The organism is Photobacterium sp. Hal280, from assembly GCF_037162255.1.
Lineage (GTDB): Bacteria > Pseudomonadota > Gammaproteobacteria > Enterobacterales > Vibrionaceae > Photobacterium.
In genome coordinates, this window is sequence record NZ_JARLUO010000005.1 from 2,185,026 (window position 1) to 2,201,045 (window position 16,020).

Annotated in this window: 14 protein-coding genes; 7 read left to right on the plus strand and 7 right to left on the minus strand. The window is 50.7% G+C overall.

Annotated elements, in window-relative coordinates; translation table 11 throughout:
* The first annotated feature begins 144 nt into the window (after window positions 1-144).
* Complete coding sequence (infA, locus tag P4S53_RS19405; protein WP_027252769.1) at window positions 145-363, plus strand: translation initiation factor IF-1; 219 nt, start codon at window positions 145-147, stop codon at window positions 361-363.
* Between the two features lie 132 nt (window positions 364-495).
* Here infA and clpA read toward each other — a convergent pair whose 3' ends face one another.
* Window positions 496-2,760: an ATP-dependent Clp protease ATP-binding subunit ClpA gene (gene clpA, locus P4S53_RS19410; RefSeq protein ID WP_192015168.1), complete on the minus strand. Its 2,265-nt coding sequence runs from the start codon at window positions 2,758-2,760 to the stop codon at window positions 496-498.
* Window positions 2,761-2,806: 46 nt separating this feature from the next.
* The gene (clpS, locus tag P4S53_RS19415) at window positions 2,807-3,127 is read right to left on the minus strand and encodes an ATP-dependent Clp protease adapter ClpS (RefSeq protein WP_046218647.1); all 321 of its coding nucleotides are present in this window, start codon (window positions 3,125-3,127) and stop codon (window positions 2,807-2,809) included.
* Between the two features lie 226 nt (window positions 3,128-3,353).
* On the opposite strand from clpS, the gene cspD reads away from it, so the two are divergent.
* A complete protein-coding gene (cspD, locus tag P4S53_RS19420; protein ID WP_337113983.1) occupies window positions 3,354-3,578 on the plus strand; it encodes a cold shock domain-containing protein CspD in 225 nt (74 codons plus the stop codon).
* Between the two features lie 385 nt (window positions 3,579-3,963).
* Here cspD and icd read toward each other — a convergent pair whose 3' ends face one another.
* Window positions 3,964-5,214: an NADP-dependent isocitrate dehydrogenase gene (gene icd, locus P4S53_RS19425; protein ID WP_337113984.1), complete on the minus strand. Its 1,251-nt coding sequence runs from the start codon at window positions 5,212-5,214 to the stop codon at window positions 3,964-3,966.
* A gap of 143 nt (window positions 5,215-5,357) precedes the next feature.
* Here icd and P4S53_RS19430 point away from each other — a divergent pair, with 143 nt between their 5' ends.
* The 5 genes from P4S53_RS19430 to P4S53_RS19450 all read left to right on the plus strand — a co-directional run bounded on the left by P4S53_RS19430 (window position 5,358) and on the right by P4S53_RS19450 (window position 10,699).
* Window positions 5,358-6,014: a pseudouridine synthase gene (locus P4S53_RS19430; protein ID WP_337113985.1), complete on the plus strand. Its 657-nt coding sequence runs from the start codon at window positions 5,358-5,360 to the stop codon at window positions 6,012-6,014.
* Window positions 6,015-6,271: 257 nt separating this feature from the next.
* Entirely contained in the window at window positions 6,272-7,381 is a 1,110-nt protein-coding gene (mnmA, locus tag P4S53_RS19435; protein ID WP_337113986.1) for a tRNA 2-thiouridine(34) synthase MnmA, read from the plus strand.
* 11 nt (window positions 7,382-7,392) lie between these two features.
* Window positions 7,393-8,010: a high frequency lysogenization protein HflD gene (hflD, locus tag P4S53_RS19440; protein WP_337113987.1), complete on the plus strand. Its 618-nt coding sequence runs from the start codon at window positions 7,393-7,395 to the stop codon at window positions 8,008-8,010.
* A 73-nt stretch (window positions 8,011-8,083) separates the two neighbouring features.
* A complete protein-coding gene (purB, locus tag P4S53_RS19445; protein WP_161459730.1) occupies window positions 8,084-9,451 on the plus strand; it encodes an adenylosuccinate lyase in 1,368 nt (455 codons plus the stop codon).
* A 114-nt stretch (window positions 9,452-9,565) separates the two neighbouring features.
* Window positions 9,566-10,699 carry a ribosomal protein uL16 3-hydroxylase gene (locus P4S53_RS19450; RefSeq protein WP_337113988.1) on the plus strand — a complete coding sequence of 378 codons (1,134 nt, stop codon included), beginning with the start codon at window positions 9,566-9,568 and terminating at the stop codon, window positions 10,697-10,699.
* Window positions 10,700-10,779: 80 nt separating this feature from the next.
* Here P4S53_RS19450 and P4S53_RS19455 read toward each other — a convergent pair whose 3' ends face one another.
* From P4S53_RS19455 to oppC, 4 genes are all read right to left on the minus strand, one after another.
* Entirely contained in the window at window positions 10,780-12,894 is a 2,115-nt protein-coding gene (locus P4S53_RS19455) for a methyl-accepting chemotaxis protein (RefSeq protein ID WP_337113989.1), read from the minus strand.
* A 168-nt stretch (window positions 12,895-13,062) separates the two neighbouring features.
* On the minus strand, window positions 13,063-14,052 hold the full coding sequence (gene oppF / locus P4S53_RS19460; RefSeq protein WP_337113990.1) for a murein tripeptide/oligopeptide ABC transporter ATP binding protein OppF: 990 nt from the start codon (window positions 14,050-14,052) through the stop codon (window positions 13,063-13,065).
* Window positions 14,052-15,017: an ABC transporter ATP-binding protein gene (locus tag P4S53_RS19465; protein ID WP_337113991.1), complete on the minus strand. Its 966-nt coding sequence runs from the start codon at window positions 15,015-15,017 to the stop codon at window positions 14,052-14,054. The genes oppF and P4S53_RS19465 overlap by 1 nt, the downstream gene beginning before the upstream one ends.
* Window positions 15,018-15,098: 81 nt before the next feature.
* Window positions 15,099-16,010, minus strand: coding sequence for an oligopeptide ABC transporter permease OppC (gene oppC, locus P4S53_RS19470; RefSeq protein ID WP_120511923.1), 912 nt, complete (start codon window positions 16,008-16,010; stop codon window positions 15,099-15,101).
* Window positions 16,011-16,020 lie beyond the last annotated feature (10 nt).

The window sequence follows — 16,020 nt, forward strand, 5'->3', positions numbered from 1 at the left end:
CATTAAAAGGAACGAAGTTTGCAACAAAAGCTGACAAAGGGCAGCAGCAAGGGTAAAATTGCGGGCCTGAACTTTACACTTAAACAGTTTCAAGGCATTATCCGGCCCAATCAGATGCAAGGCACGGTAGCCTAAGAGGATTCAATGGCAAAAGAAGACGTAATCGAAATGCAAGGTACTGTACTGGATACACTACCTAATACTATGTTCCGCGTTGAGCTGGAAAACGGTCACGTAGTGACTGCACACATCTCTGGCAAAATGCGCAAAAACTACATCCGTATCCTGACCGGCGACAAGGTGACAGTTGAGCTGACTCCTTACGATCTGTCTAAAGGCCGCATCGTCTTCCGTTCACGCTAATTTGCGCCGGGCTGGTGATATCAGACTGGCCCAGCTGCGAAGCACACAATTCTATCGCCTTCATCGCTAAGGCATAAAAAACGGGACTCTCAGGTCCCGTTTTTATTTGTCGTTTCTGATGGATAACACACTTTAATGCGCCGGTTCCATTTCACTGCTGAAGCGGAAATCCAGTGTACCGTCATCTTTTAAGGTGACACGCACCGAGCCACCATTGACCAGCGAGCCGAACAGCAACTCGTTCGCCATAGGTTTTTTCAGGTTTTCCTGAATGACCCTGGCCATTGGACGAGCCCCCATAGACTTGTCGTAGCCTTTATTGGCCAGCCACTCACGTGCTTCATTCGAGACTTCCATTGAGACACCACGGGCATCCAGCTGGGCCTGCAGTTCAACAATGAATTTATCAACAACCTGATTAATCACATCTTTTTCCAGGTGATTGAACCAAATGATGTTATCCAGACGGTTACGGAATTCAGGCGCAAAGACCCGCTTGATTTCCGACATCGCATCATGGCTGTGATCTTGCTGAACAAGCCCGATGGATTTACGGACCGTCTCCTGAACACCGGCATTGGTCGTCATCACCAAAATCACGTTGCGGAAATCCGCTTTACGTCCGTTATTATCAGTCAACGTACCGTTATCCATCACCTGCAGCAGCAGGTTAAAGACATCCGGGTGCGCTTTCTCTATTTCATCCAGCAGCACAACTGAGTGCGGATGCTTAATAACAGCATCGGTCAGCAAACCACCCTGATCAAAGCCGACATAGCCCGGGGGCGCACCAATCAAACGGCTGACCGTATGGCGCTCCATATACTCGGACATATCAAACCTCAACAGTTCGATGCCCAGCATTTTCGCCAATTGCACCGTCACCTCGGTTTTACCGACCCCTGTCGGGCCGGCAAACAGGAATGAACCCACAGGCTTATTATCTGCCCCTAACCCGGCACGGCTGAGTTTGATCACTTCAGTCAGCGCTTCAATCGCCTTATCCTGACCAAAGACCAGCATCTTGAGCTTATTGTCCAGGTTCAGCAGCACTTCTTTATCGCTTGAGGAAACCGACTTTTCAGGGATCCGGGCAATACGCGCAATCATGGCTTCAATGTCGCTGACATTGATGGTTTTCTTACGCTTACTGACAGGTGCCAGACGGCAACGCGCACCGGCTTCATCAATGACATCAATCGCCTTATCAGGTAAATGGCGCTCATTGATATATTTCGCAGAAAGCTCAACTGCCGCCCGAATGGCTTTATTGGTGTACCTGACTTCATGGTGGGCTTCGTATTTCGTTTTCAGCCCCATGAGGATTTTCGTGGTATCGTCCAACGAAGGTTCAACAATATCAATCTTTTGGAATCGGCGAGCCAGCGCTCTCTCTTTCTCAAAGATATTGCTGTATTCCTGATAGGTGGTTGATCCCATACAGCGGATTTTACCGCTGCTCAGCAAAGGCTTGATCAGATTAGCCGCATCAACCTGACCACCAGAAGCCGCTCCTGCACCTATGATGGTATGAATTTCATCAATAAACAGGACAGCTTTTTCTTCTTTTTCAAGCTGTTTCAAAATCGCTTTGAAGCGTTTCTCAAAGTCGCCACGATACTTGGTGCCGGCCAACAGTGAGCCGATATCCAGCGAGTAGATCACACAATCTTTAATGATGTCGGGCACCTGACCTTCAACGATACGCCAGGCAAGACCTTCCGCGATAGCCGTCTTACCCACTCCGGCCTCACCGACCAGCAAAGGATTATTTTTACGACGACGGCACAACACCTGAACGGTACGTTCAAGCTCATATTCACGGCCAATTAATGGATCAATAGCACCGGCCCGGGCCAGCTGATTGAGATTGGTGGCGAAATTTTCCAGACGATCTTCACCGCCTTCGGCACGCGGATCGTCAGGGCTGACCTCTGACTGGTTCAGATCATCACTGTCACTGTCTTTTACGGTGCCATGAGAAATGAAATTCACCACATCAAGACGGCTGATATCACTTTTCTTAAGCAGATAAGCCGCGTGCGATTCCTGCTCACTGAAAATAGCCACCAGCACATTGGCACCGGTCACTTCGCTGCGGCCCGATGACTGTACATGGAAAACCGCGCGTTGTAATACGCGCTGAAAGCTCAGCGTTGGCTGGGTTTCCCTGCTTTCATCATCGGCAGGGATTAATGGCGTGGTTTGTTCAATGAAGGCATCCAGTTCTTTTCGAAGGGTGTCCAGATTAGCACGGCACGCTAACAGGGCTTCCTGAGCAGCAGGATTCTCCAATAGCGCCAACAGCAGATGCTCAACCGTCATAAACTCATGGCGTTTTTCCCTTGCCCGCGCGAAGGCACCATTGAGACTGGTTTCAAGTTCTTTATTTAGCATAAGGCACCTCCCCTAAATACCACTTGATTTGGCGTGCCGGAAAAAGTCAGGCTTTTTCCATGGTACACAGTAGCGGATGTTCATGCTCTCTTGCATACATCATGACTTGAGCCACTTTGGTTTCAGCGACTTCGGCAGTAAAAATGCCGCACACTGCCTTCCCCTCATAATGCACAGCCAGCATCAACTGTGTTGCTCTCTCCAAATCCATGGAGAAGAACTTCTGTAACACTTCTATCACAAAATCCATCGGTGTGTAATCATCATTATTTAAAATCACTTTATACATCGATGGCGGCTTAACCTGAGTGTCCTCCTTATCAAGTATGTCTGACTCAGGGTTAATCCTTTCGCTTAACTTACTCATAATCTCATCTTAGTCATTTGTTCAATCGGTTGCTAGATTGCGACGGACAAAAAAGATTTCATCCAAATGTTACAAGTCTTGCTTGACTGTCTAAGTCTTTTTACTAAAGTGTACCTTGTAGTAGATACTAACTGCATCAAAATAGCATTTATATTCAAGTCATGTTAAAACAGTACTGATAAATAAATGCTAAATGGAAATTGAATGCAAAGAGGGATGTAAAAGCATGGCAACAGGTACAGTTAAATGGTTCAACAACGCAAAAGGCTTCGGTTTCATTTGTCCAGAAAACGGTGAAGGCGATATCTTTGCACACTATTCAACTATCCAGATGGAAGGATATCGAACGCTGAAAGCAGGTCAACAAGTTAACTACATCGTTCAAACTGGCCCGAAAGGCTATCACGCCAGTGAAATCGTCCCCATCGATGTTGAAAGCGCCAGTAAATAAACGTAGCTGACACATTTACATCACTTTATCCAGGTGGGCGACTGCTCACCTTTAGTTATTGCCTCTACCATCCTATTGACAGCCTACTCTTCAAGCATTTCATCTCCGGCTCTGCTTTTTCATCACCACTTCATTGACAATTAAGTGAATAAACAGTGAATAAAGCACAAGAAAACAAGCAATTAACAATTCAGTTAACAACTGGCTATTCAGCCCGCGTTTTCTTCTCGTTTTGAACAAGCGCTTGTGGGCTAATTATGACCGATCTAGTAGAAACAACACAATGCCAGGGGCATGCTTTTCTCCGGCCATGGGATAAAATAATCGAGTAAAAACAGAAAGGCCCAGCCGAAGCCGAGCCTTTTCTCAAAGCGATGAAACTGGCTTACATTTGTTCAATCATATCGCCAGCAAACTCTGAACACTTACGCAGTGTTGCGCCGTCCATCAGACGTTCAAAGTCGTAAGTCACAGTCTTGTTGCGGATTGCCGCTTCCATAGACTTGATGATCAGGTCGGCAGCTTCTGTCCAACCCAGGTGACGCAGCATCATTTCAGCAGACAGAATCAGAGAACCCGGGTTCACTTTATCCTGACCGGCATACTTAGGTGCAGTACCGTGAGTCGCTTCAAACAGTGCAACACCGTCACCGATGTTGGCACCAGGTGCGATACCAATACCACCTACCTGAGCAGCCAGTGCATCAGAAATGTAGTCACCGTTCAGGTTCATAGTCGCAATCACATCATACTCAGCCGGACGCAGCAGGATCTGTTGCAGGAACGCGTCTGCAATGCTGTCTTTGATGATGATTTCTTTCCCTGTGTTCGGGTTTTTCAGTGTCATCCATGGGCCGCCATCCAGCAGCTCAGCACCGAATTCTTTCGCGACTTCGTAACCCCAGTCTTTAAAGGCACCTTCAGTAAACTTCATGATGTTGCCTTTATGAACCAGCGTCAGTGAATCACGGTCATTGTCGATGGTGTACTGCACTGCTGCACGTACCAGGCGCTTAGTCCCTTCTTCAGAGACTGGCTTGATGCCGATGCCACAGTCTTTAGAGAAGCGGATCTTCGTCGCGCCCATCTCGTCTTGCAGGAACTTGATCACTTTATCTGCTTCGGCTGTACCCGCTTTGAACTCAATACCTGCATAGATATCTTCTGAGTTTTCACGGTAGATAACCATGTCAGTCAGTTCAGGTTGTTTCAGCGGGCTTGGTACGCCTTCAAAATAACGAACCGGGCGCGCACAGATATACAGATCCAGCTCCTGGCGCAGTGCAACGTTCAGTGAACGAATGCCGCCGCCAACAGGTGTAGTCAATGGACCTTTAATTGCAACTTTGTATTCACGAATAAAATCAAGCGTTTCTTGAGGAAGCCAAGCATCTTCACCGTAAATCTGAGTCGATTTTTCACCGGTGTAGATCTCCATCCAGGAAATTTTACGATCGCCGCCGTAAGCTTTCTGAACTGCCGCATCAACCACTTTGATCATTGCAGGGCTTACATCAACGCCAATACCATCACCTTCAATAAAAGGAATGATCGGGTTGTTAGGAACGACCAGCTTACCATCGGCATCAAGGGCAATTTTCTGACCTTCTGCTGGTACAACTACTTTACTATCCATTAAATTCTCCTAGCGTCCGTTTGTTATCTTTTTGTAAGATGCGGGGGAATCATACTTGAAAATTCACCAGCACGCCATGGGTGGTTTTTTACGTTATAATGGTGCGCTCACAAAATACTTATCCCCCTTTACTTTGTATCGCCATGAAAACTCAACGTACCCGACGCACTACCCGGAACGACGATCGTAACCCGTCCCGTCAGCCTGGCACCAAGCCGCGAAAATCACGCTCTGCCGCTCAGCCAGGCCGTCACCGTGGTCCGCAGAAGATTATTCTTTTTAACAAGCCCTTCAATGTGTTGACGCAATTTAGCGGAGAGCCGGGCGACAAAACACTCGCTGACTACATCCCGGTAAAAGAGGTCTATGCCGCAGGACGTTTGGACAAAGACAGCGAAGGTCTGCTGGTACTGACCAATGACGGTATCCTGCAAGCGCGTCTGACACAGCCCAGCTCCAAGCAGCCCAAAACCTACTGGGTGCAGGTTGAAGGCATTCCGGATGACGAGCAGCTCAAAGCATTACGCACAGGCGTCACATTAAAAGACGGCATGACATTGCCTGCCGATGTCACCGTCATTGACACACCTGCGGTTTGGGACAGACATCCGCCGATCCGTGAGCGTAAAAATATCCCGACCACCTGGCTCAGCATTACGTTAAGAGAAGGACGCAACCGGCAGGTACGCCGCATGACGGCCCACATAGGCCACCCGACGCTCAGATTGATCCGCTACCAGATGGCAGACTGGACCGTTGATGGTCTGGCTCCCGGTGAATGGCGGGAAGTGACTCTCTGACCATTGCTGGCCGACAGATGAGATTCACCGGCGCGTTAATTTTGCTAAAACACTACACATTAGCGGAGAGTTACACTATCATTGCCGGCAAATAGCAAACGTTTGCGTTAGTGGTAATTACCGAGTAATCGTGCAGGCTGACAGCCAAATTTGCCGATGAAAGATGAATAAAGTGTGAAGCGGTTCTCGATCTGTTTCAGTTCGCAGCTTTCTGTTAGAATTACGCCCTTATCACTTATTCAAGATTGAAGAGAAAAATGTCAGATAACAGCCAGAAAAAAGTTATTGTCGGCATGTCCGGCGGCGTCGATTCCTCGGTTTCTGCTTACCTGCTACTTCAACAGGGCTACCAGGTAGAAGGCCTGTTCATGAAGAACTGGGAAGAAGATGACAATGACGAGTACTGCTCAGCAGCAGAAGATCTCGCGGACGCACAGGCTGTGTGCGACAAACTGGGCATTCATCTTCATACGATCAACTTTGCTGCTGAGTACTGGGACAATGTGTTCGAATACTTTCTGGCAGAATATAAAGCGGGCCGTACCCCAAACCCTGACATTCTGTGTAACAAAGAAATCAAATTTAAGGCATTCCTGGAGTTTGCCGATGAAGTGCTGGATGCTGATTACATTGCCATGGGTCACTATACCCGTCGCACTTTCCCGACCCAGCCAGGTCAAAAAGCGCAGATGTTACGCGGACTGGATAACAACAAAGACCAGAGCTATTTCCTGTATACCCTGAGCCACGATCAGATTGCCCGCAGTCTGTTTCCTGTCGGCGAACTGGAAAAGCCAGAAGTACGCCGCATCGCTGAAGAACAAGGGCTGATCACCGCCAAGAAAAAAGACTCTACCGGTATCTGTTTTATCGGCGAGCGTAAGTTCACCGAATTTCTCGGTAAATACCTGCCTGCACAACCAGGCGATATTGTCACGGCTGAAGACGGTAAGGTGATCGGACAGCATCAGGGACTGATGTACCACACCCTGGGCCAGCGTAAAGGTCTGCTGATTGGTGGTTTGAAAGACAGCTCAGATGAGCCCTGGTACGTGGTTGATAAAGATATTGAGAAGAATCTGCTGATTGTCGGCCAAGGGAAGGATCATCCGCGCCTGCAATCGAATGGCCTGGTCGCCGCTCAGCTGCACTGGGTCGATCGCGAACCGGTTCGCGAGCCGGTGAAATGCACAGTGAAGACCCGCTATCGCCAGCAGGATACGCCTTGCACCATTATTCCTGTCGATGACAACAGCATCAAAGTCATTTTTGATGAACCGCAAATCGCAGTCACACCCGGTCAGTCCGCTGTATTTTATCAGGGCGATGTGTGTCTTGGCGGCGGCATCATTGAAGAGCGGTTTTAAAGGGACAGTCCATGGCTTATACAATTTATGACAGAACCATTGCGTTTGCAGGCATTTGTCAGGCAGTGAAATTAGTGCAGACTGTTGCGCGCACAGGCACTTGTGATAACGACGCTTTCGTCACCTGTTTGCGCACCCTGACCTCGACCAACCCAAACAACGTGATTGAAATTTTTGGTGACGAAGCCGACCTCAGGTTAGGCCTCAGCACCATGATCAATGAAATCGACAATACACCAGCAGGCAGTGAAATTACCCGGTATCTGGTCAGCGTGATGGCACTGGAGCGTAAACTGGCCAGCCGTCGCGACAGTATGGCGCAGCTGGGCGACCGGATTGATATGGTGAAACGCCAGCTGGATCATTTCGACCTGCTTGATGACCAGATGATCAGCAATCTGGCCAGTGTGTATCTGGATATCATCAGCCCGCTTGGCCCGCGCATTCAGGTCACAGGAACACCGGCTCAGTTGCAACAGCAACAAGTGCAGCACAAAGTGCGTGCCCTGCTGCTGGCAGCGGTTCGCAGTGCCGTATTGTGGCGTCAGGTCGGCGGTAAGCGTCGTCATCTGATTTTTGGCCGCAAACAGATGCTTGAACAGGCAAAAATCATTCAGGCCCGAAGCTAAACACTATTCTCAGAGAGCGCCTTTCGGGCGTTCTGTAACTCAGCTATAACCCTTTAATCAGGAGAGAGACATCATGGAACTGTCAGCATTGACTGCTGTTTCCCCGGTAGACGGCCGCTACGGTAGCAAAACCAGCGCACTGCGCAGTATCTTCAGTGAATTTGGTCTGCTGAAATACCGTACCATCGTTGAAATTCGCTGGCTGCAAAAACTGGCAGCGACTGACGCTATCGCGGAAGTTCCGGCCTTCAGCGCTGAAGCCAATGCCTTCCTGGATCGTATTGCCGCTGAATTCAGCGAAGAAGATGCGCTGCGTATCAAAACCATTGAACGCACGACCAACCACGATGTGAAAGCCGTCGAGTACTTCCTGAAGGAAAAAGTGGCTGATAATCCTGAGCTGCACGCGGTGAATGAATTCATTCATTTTGCCTGTACGTCTGAAGACATCAACAACCTGTCGCACGCTTTAATGCTCAAAGAAGCGCGTGAGCAAGTCATGCTGCCTGAAGTCCGTAACGTGATTGACGCCATTAAAGCACTGGCAGCGGAATACCGTGAAGTGCCTCTGTTGTCCCGTACCCACGGTCAGCCGGCTTCACCAAGTACCATGGGTAAAGAAATGGCGAACGTGGCGTACCGTATGGAACGTCAGTACCGTCAGATTGAACAGGTCGAGCTGCTGGGTAAAATCAACGGCGCTGTCGGTAACTACAACGCGCACCTGTCTGCTTATCCGGACATCGACTGGCACCAGTACAGCGAAGAGTTCGTCACCTCTCTGGGCCTGGACTGGAACCCGTACACCACGCAAATTGAACCACACGATTACATCGCAGAACTGTTTGACGCCTTTGCGCGTTTCAATACAATTCTGATCGACTTTGATCGTGATGTCTGGGGCTATATCGCACTGGGCCACTTCAAGCAGAAGACCATTGCCGGTGAAATAGGTTCTTCCACCATGCCGCACAAAGTCAACCCGATTGACTTTGAAAACTCAGAAGGCAACCTGGGTCTGGCGAATGCTATCTTTGCCCACCTGGCTCAAAAGCTGCCGATTTCCCGCTGGCAGCGCGACCTGACCGACTCCACGGTATTGCGTAACCTGGGTGTTGGCTGCGGTTATGCCATCATTGCTTACACGTCTACCCTGAAAGGGATCAGCAAGCTGGAAGTCAACCAGGCGGCACTGGAAGCCGAGCTGGACAAAAACTGGGAAGTGCTGGCCGAGCCGGTACAAACAGTGATGCGTCGTTACGGTATCGAAAAACCGTATGAGAAGCTGAAAGAGCTGACCCGCGGCAAACGTGTCGACGGCGAAGGTATGCGTCAGTTTATCGATGGTCTGGATTTGCCGGAACACGAGAAAACACGCCTGAAAGCCATGACACCAGCGAACTACATTGGTGATGCAATTAAACTGACCGATCAACTCTGATCGGCTGATTTATTGTGTCTCAAGGCCAGCATAAGATGCTGGCCTTTTTAGTTTCTGCCGGTCTGCCCCCAATCACTGATATAATCCCCGTTAAATTTCTAACCGATGAAGACTATGTATCAATTTACCTTCTCGTTCAGCGAGTTCTTATCGACTTACTGGCAAAAGCAACCCACAGTGATTAAAGGCGGTTTTGCCGATTTCGTTGACCCTATCTCACCCGATGAGCTGGCCGGACTGGCGATGGAAGAAGAAGTCGATTCCCGTTATATCGCACGTCAGGGTGAAGACTGGCAGGTCGAACAAGGGCCGCTGAGCTTTGACAACCTGCCGGATGATCACTGGTCTTTCATGGTACAGGCGGCTAACCACTGGCACAGCGGCGCAGCCAGACTGGTCAAACCGTTTCAGGCCATGCCCGGCTGGCTGTTTGATGATCTGATGATCAGCTACTCCACGCCAGGAGGCGGTGTCGGCCCCCATTTCGACCAGTACGATGTCTTCATTATTCAGGGTTCAGGGCAACGCCGCTGGCGGGTTGGCCCGCGCAAAGACAACTACGAAGAATGTTTCCGTCACCCGAACCTGCGCCAGATCACCGGGTTTGACCCTATCATTGATGAAGTGCTGGAGCCGGGCGATATTCTGTATATTCCCGCCGGCTTCCCTCATGACGGTTATGCCCTGGAAACTGCCATGAGCTACTCGATGGGGTTCCGTTCACCGAAACAACAGGAGCTTTTGAGCAGCTTTGCCGATTTCATCATCGAAAATGAAATGGGCGATGAACATTATCACAACCCGGATCTGCCGGCTCGTGACAAGGTTGGCGAACTGCCCGCCAGCGAATGCCAGGATCTGATCGCCATGATGCGCAGCCTGATGGAAAAACCGGAAACCATGCATCAGTGGCTGGGTGAATATCTCAGCCTGAGTCGCCATAACATGGATGTGATCGCAGCCGACCCGGCCTGGTCGGGTGATGAAATCGTGGGCGCGCTGATGCAGGGTGAAATCTTCTACAAAGTTGGCGGCCTGCGTGCGTTCTACCATCAGGGGCATCCACACACTGTCTATATTGACGGCGAGCGCTACGAGTTACCTGCCGGTTGCGAACAGGCCGCGGACTGGCTTTGCAATCAGGACAGTTTTTCTATCGCAGAGGTGGGCGAACTCATCAATCACTCAGCATTAATTGTATTGCTGACCCAGTGGGTGAACATGGGTTACTGGCATCAGGCCGACTAAACCCGCTTTGCCATATGACAGAAAAGCCCGCGATGCGGGCTTTTTTTGATCACGAGACTGTGTCACTGTGTCAGGTGCTGTCACACTTTGAACTGACCGGCTAACTCTTGCTGTTTGTGGGACAAGGAGGTTAAACGCTGACCTATGGTGGCCGAGTGTTCAGCCTGCCCTAAAATCGTCTCACTCAGCTCGCGGATATTCGAGACATTCCGGTTCACTTCTCCGGCAACCGCACGTTGCTCACCGGCAGCATGCATGATCTGCTCATTCATGGACTGAATTGCGCGGACCGCTTCGGTAATACGCTCCAGACTCGCGACTGCCTCACTGACCTGATGCGCGGTATCACCTGCCAGCTGGTTGCCTTCTTCAATCGCATTCACCACATCGCGGGTACCCTGCTGCAGCACCTCAATCACGTTGCGGATCTGGCCGACAGAATCCTGAGTACGGCTGGCGAGCTGACGAACTTCGTCCGCGACTACTGCAAATCCGCGGCCTTGCTCCCCGGCCCGCGCTGCTTCAATGGCCGCATTCAGGGCCAGTAGGTTGGTCTGTTCTGAAATGCCGGCAATCACCTGCAGAATCTGATTGATGTCTTCGCTGTTTCGCTCCAGATCCCGGGCAACAGGAACTGCCGTTTCCATGCGGGAAACCAAATGGTTCATGGATTCTGCTGAGGCATGAATCACCCCCTGGCCCTCTACGGCAGCAGAGTCCGCATCGCGGGCAGCACCAACGGCTGTTTCGGTATGACTGACAACCTGCTCAGCCGTCTGCGACATTTCTTCAGACGCCGTCGCCACCATGTCGACTTCTTTAAACTGCGCCTGGCTGCCATCACGGGTATGGCTTGCCACCTGCGCAGCCTCATTGGCCGTTGTGCCAACTTCATCAACTGCAATAATCACTTGTGAGATGGTGTGCTGTAATTTATCCAGGAAGCGGTTAAACCAGGTCGCCAGCTCACCCAGCTCGTCTTGCTGGCCGACATGCAGCCGCTGGGTTAAATCCCCCTCCCCTGAGGCAATATCCTTCAGTCGCTCAGCAATCTGGCGAATCGGAGCGACCAACCGGGCGGCAGCAAACCACAGCATCAGCAGGCCAGCCGCTGCAATCGCCAGGCTGGCCATCAGCTGAATAGCGGAAGATTCATCTCGCTGTTTCTGAATCGCATGATCCAGGCTCGTGGCTTCTGCCAGCACTTTTTCCGCCGGCAGCTGGATGACCACGCCCCAGGTTGTCTGGCCCAGCTCAACCGGATTGTAAGCGGTCAGCCAGCTTTGATCCTGACTCCAGCCTACCATTTGCGTGCCCTGTCTGAGCCAGTCGGTCAGCGTTGCGGGCAGGCCATCACCCGGCATGACGGTACTGCCGACTCTGTCGCTGGCCTGATCCCAGGCAACAACGGTACCATTCTGACTGACCAGAGAAACCTTACCGCTGGCGTGAAACAGGTTCTCGTCTACGGTATTGATGACACTCTGTAAAGAATCCAGCTTCACATCAATGCCCATCACACCGATGGCTTTACCCTTTACAATCAGCGGAATAGTAATGGAGCTCAGCAGCACCTTCTGGCCATTGTCGGTAGAGAATACCGGATCCTGAACACAGGATTCCCTGCCATTGAGACTGCAGGTATACCAGGCATTGGTGGCCTTATCGCCAATTTTCGCTTCACTGATGATACGCTGTTCGGCTTCGCCACTTTCGCCACGGAACCAGTAGGGTGAAAATCGCCCGGTCGCATTGGCCCCCACATAAGCGGCATCGGCGTAATTGCCATCTTCACCATCCAGCGCATCCGGCTCAAACACCACAAACGCGCCATGAATGTTGGCAAATTCATTGACAGAGCGACGGAGTAACTCGGTGATCGAGCCGCGCAGTTCTGCACTATTGGTATAATTTTCTTCCGCGTTATATTTCAGAAACAGCACACTCTGAGCCAGCATCTCAGCCCGGTGTGACGCTTCATCAAAAAATTGCTGAACAGAAATCGCCTGTCTTTCAGCCTGTGCTTTCACCAGCTCTTGCGACTGGTTTCGCAGCGAACTGAATGACTGCTGGCTCACCAGCTGCTGGCTTTGTCCCGAAAAGTAAAACGAGAGGCTGGTGAGTACCGCAGCGGTTGCCAGTAAGGCAAACCCCGCCATCAGGGTAATTTTCCACTGAACCGAAAGTGACCGCATATAACCGTCCTTGTAAGTCAAATCAGTCAAAATGTAACTTTTGGCGACAACAACATCAATTAGATGTTAACAAAACACTCAAAAGTTTGATTTTTATTCAATCTTTCTGGGGTGTAACAAAAAAAGCGCGGGTTTTACGCCGCGCTTAAAGCCTGTCACAGGCTTAAATCAGTGCACATTCAGGCAAGCCACAGCATGTACGTCTCCGCCTTCTAATTGAGGCTTTTTCTGCGCACAGCTGTCGGTTGCCTGCGGACAGCGTGTTCTGAACACGCAGCCCGAAGGTGGATTCATCGGTGAGGGTAAATCACCTTCCAGTAACTGGATGGTCTTATTGCGCTCCTTCTCCGGGTCCGGAATCGGAACAGCAGACATCAGTGCCTTGGTGTAAGGGTGCTTCGGTCCGTCAAACAGCGCATCACCCTCACCGATTTCAACGGCATTCCCCAGATACATCACCATGACGCGATCAGAGATATGCTTCACCACCGACAGGTCGTGGGCAATAAAGATCAGGCTAAGGCCCATCTCTTTCTGCAGTGATTTCAAAAGGTTGACCACCTGAGCCTGAATAGACACGTCCAGGGCCGACACCGGCTCATCACAGATAATCAGCTTAGGTTTCAGGATCAGTGCGCGCGCAATACCGATACGCTGGCACTGACCGCCGGAGAACTCATGCGGGTAGCGGTTGATCACGTTCGGTAACAGGCCCACCTTATTCATCATTTCTTTCACCCGGGCTTTGACTTCATCTGTCGTCAGCTCCGGATAAAAAGTTTTCAGCGGCTCGGCAATGATATCTCCCACCGTCATACGCGGGTTCAGAGAGGCCAGCGGATCCTGGAAAATCATCTGGATCTCTTTGCGTTTTTCACGCATCGCATTGTGTTCCAGCTTGGTCAGATCCTGACCCAGCCAGACAACATTCCCTTCTGTGGCTTGCACCAGACCAATCACAGCACGGGCAAAGGTTGACTTACCACAGCCCGACTCACCCACAACGCCCAGCGTCTCACCTTCGTACAAACGAATTCCGACACCGTCTACGGCTTTCAGCTTGAGCGGTTTGGTCCAGGGCCAGGCTGACTTGGGTGCAATATTGAAGTGAACCTTGAGATCTTTAATATCGAGTAAAACTTTCTTTTCTGTTTGCATTACCACGTCCCCACATCAGAAAAACATGCACGTAAACGACCTTCAGCAAAAGGCTCCAGTGTTGGTGCTTCCTGTGAACAGCGGCTGCTGACACGGTGGCAACGCTCCTGATACGGGCAGCCGACAGGCAGACGCAGTAAGTTTGGCGGATTGCCCGGGATCGTCGGCAGCTCTTCGCCTTCGGTATCCAGGCGGGGAATCGCTCTCAGCAGACCTTCGGTATAAGGGTGAGCGGGTTGATAGAAAATCTCATCGATTTTGCCATATTCCATGGTACGGCCAGCGTACATGACCAGTACTTTGTCGCAGCTACCGGCGACTACGCCCAGATCATGGGTGATCATGATAATGGCAGTGTTGAAATCACTTTTCAGCTCGTTGAGCAAATCCATGATTTGCGCCTGTACGGTCACGTCCAGCGCTGTGGTTGGTTCATCGGCAATCAGCAGTTTCGGACGGCACAGCAGCGCCATGGCGATCATCACACGCTGACGCATGCCGCCGGAAAACTCGTGCGGGTACATGGTAATGCGCTTGCGTGCTTCCGGAATTTTCACGGCATCGAGCATGCGCACGCTTTCTTCAAACGCTTCGGCACGCCCCAGGCCTTTATGCAGCATCAGCACTTCCATCAGCTGATCGCTGACTTTCATGTAAGGATTCAGTGATGTCATCGGGTCCTGGAAAATCATCGCAATCTGCTCGGCGCGGATCTTATTGAGTTCACGCTCCGGCAAATTCAGGATTTCACGGCCTTCAAATTTCGCGCTGCCGCTGATCTTACCGTTCTTGGCGAGCAGCCCCATAATGGAGAACACGGTCTGGCTTTTACCAGAACCCGACTCGCCCACAATTCCCAGGGTCTCACCCTGGCTAAGAGAAAAGTTCAAATCATTCACTGCGGTGACAATACCATCTTGCGTGGTGAACTCTACGCGCAGATCTTTGACATTTAATAAGCTCATATTTCACTTCCTTATCTTGCCGCCGTGCAGTCAGTGTTCCAGCAAGGTCACCTGAACAGCGGCAATGAATATTCCTTGGTTTTATCTGTCTTTTGGATCCAGCGCGTCGCGCAGGCCATCGCCAACATAGTTAAAGCAGAATAAAGTCAGGACCATAAATATCGCAGGGAACAACAGCTGCCAGATGGCAATCTCCATTGTTTGTGCGCCTTCTTGCAGCAGGGCACCCCAGCTGGTCATTGGCTCCTGTACACCCAGGCCAAGGAAACTCAGGAAAGATTCGGTCAAAATCATCTGCGGTACCAGCAGTGTTGAATACACAGCGACAATACCCAGTACGTTAGGCACGATGTGGCGCGTAATGATATTCCAGCGGCTGACACCAGACACATGGGCTGCTTCGATAAACTCTTTGCTGCGCAGTGACAACGTCTGACCCCGGACGATACGGGCCATATCCAGCCAGGAAATCGCACCAATCGCCACGAAGATCAGCATGATATTACGACCAAAGAAAGTCACCAGAACGATCACGAAGAACATAAACGGAATTGAGTACAGAATTTCCAGAATACGCATCATGACACGGTCGGTGCGGCCGCCAAGAAAGCCGGACGTTGCGCCGTACAAGGTGCCGATCACGACAGCAACCAAGGCACCCAGAATACCGACCATCAATGAGATACGGCCGCCGATCAGGGTACGCGTAAAGAGATCGCGCCCCAGACTGTCTGTACCGAATAAATGGCCTTCCGGACCAAAACTTGGTGCGGCATGCAATGCATACCAGTCCGTGTCATCAAAGGCATACTGACTGAACATCGGCCCGAAAATAACGGCCAGGCAGATCAAAGACAGAATGGCCAGACTAATCATGGCGGCTTTGTTACGTGTAAATCGGGTACGGGCATCCTGCCACAGACTGCGGCCTTCAATTTCCAGCTGCTCTGAAAACTTCTCTACCGCGTTTACGTTTTCTTTTTTAGTTAACATCATCGGTCAG